Origin of the sequence: Streptomyces sp. NPDC056224 (genome assembly GCF_042267665.1) — a bacterium.
GTDB lineage: Bacteria > Actinomycetota > Actinomycetes > Streptomycetales > Streptomycetaceae > Streptomyces.
Window position 1 is genome coordinate 1 of record NZ_JBHJTK010000115.1, and the last position, 1,199, is coordinate 1,199.

A 1,199-nucleotide genomic window follows, 5' to 3' on the forward strand; every position below is an offset into this window, starting at 1 on the left:
GGCGTGGTGATGGTGACGGGGATGCCGGAGGGTGTCTGGGCTCCGGTGATGCGGGTGAGGGCTTCTTCGCCGGAGTGGACTTGGGTGGTGTGTGCGGTGATGCCGGCGGCGGTGATGAGGCGGGTCATGTCGCGGCGTTGGTTGGGTGTGACGAGGGTGACGACGCTGCCGGATTCGCCGGCGCGGGCGGTGCGGCCGCCGCGGTGGAGGTAGTCCTTGGGGTCGGTGGGGGGGTCGACGTTGACGACGAGGTCGAGGTTGTCGATGTGGATGCCTCGGGCGGCGACGTTGGTGGCGACGAGCACGGTGACGTGTCCGGTTTTGAAGTGGGTCAGGGTGCGGGTGCGCTGGGGCTGGGTTTTGCCGCCGTGCAGGGCGGCGGCGCGGATGCCGTTGCTGAGGAGGTGTTCGGTGAGGCGGTCGACGGCGTGTTTGGTGTCGAGGAACATGATGACGCGGCCGTCGCGGGCGGCGATGTGGGTGGTGGTGGCGTTTTTGTCGGTGCCGTGGATGTGCAGGATGTGGTGTTCCATCGTGGTGACGGCGCCGGCGGAGGGGTCGACGGAGTGGACGACGGGGTCGTGGAGGTAGCGGCGCACGAGGAGGTCGACGTTGCGGTCGAGGGTGGCGGAGAAGAGCATCCGCTGGCCTTGGGGGTGTACGTGGTCGAGGAGTGCGGTGACTTGGGGCATGAAGCCCATGTCGGCCATCTGGTCGGCTTCGTCCAGGACGGTGATGGTGACGTGGTCGAGTCGGCAGTCGCCGCGGTCGATGAGGTCTTTGAGGCGTCCGGGGGTGGCGATGACGACTTCGGTGCCGCCGCGCAGTGCGCCGGCCTGGCGGCCGATGGGCATGCCGCCGACGACGGTGGCCAGGCGTAGTTTGACGGCGCGGGCGTAGGGGGTGAGGGCGTCGGTGACCTGTTGGGCGAGTTCGCGGGTGGGGACGAGGATGAGGGCGAGGGGCTGGCGGGGTTCGGCGCGTCGGCCGGCGGTGCGGGCCAGGAGTGCGAGGCCGAAGGCGAGGGTTTTGCCGGAGCCGGTGCGGCCGCGGCCCAGTACGTCGCGGCCTGCGAGGGAGTTCGGCAGGGTCGTGGCCTGGATCGGGAAGGGCACGCTCACGCCCTCGGAGCCGAGCGCGGCCAGCAGTTCCGCAGGCATGTCGAGATCCGCGAAGGCATCGACGGCGGGCAGCCCGGG

1 protein-coding gene is annotated in these 1,199 nt (G+C 70.3%); it reads right to left on the reverse strand.

Annotated elements, in window-relative coordinates:
• On the reverse strand, positions 1 to 1,199 hold a 1,199-nt coding region (locus ACFCZ1_RS38550), incomplete at both ends, for a DEAD/DEAH box helicase (protein WP_376682916.1).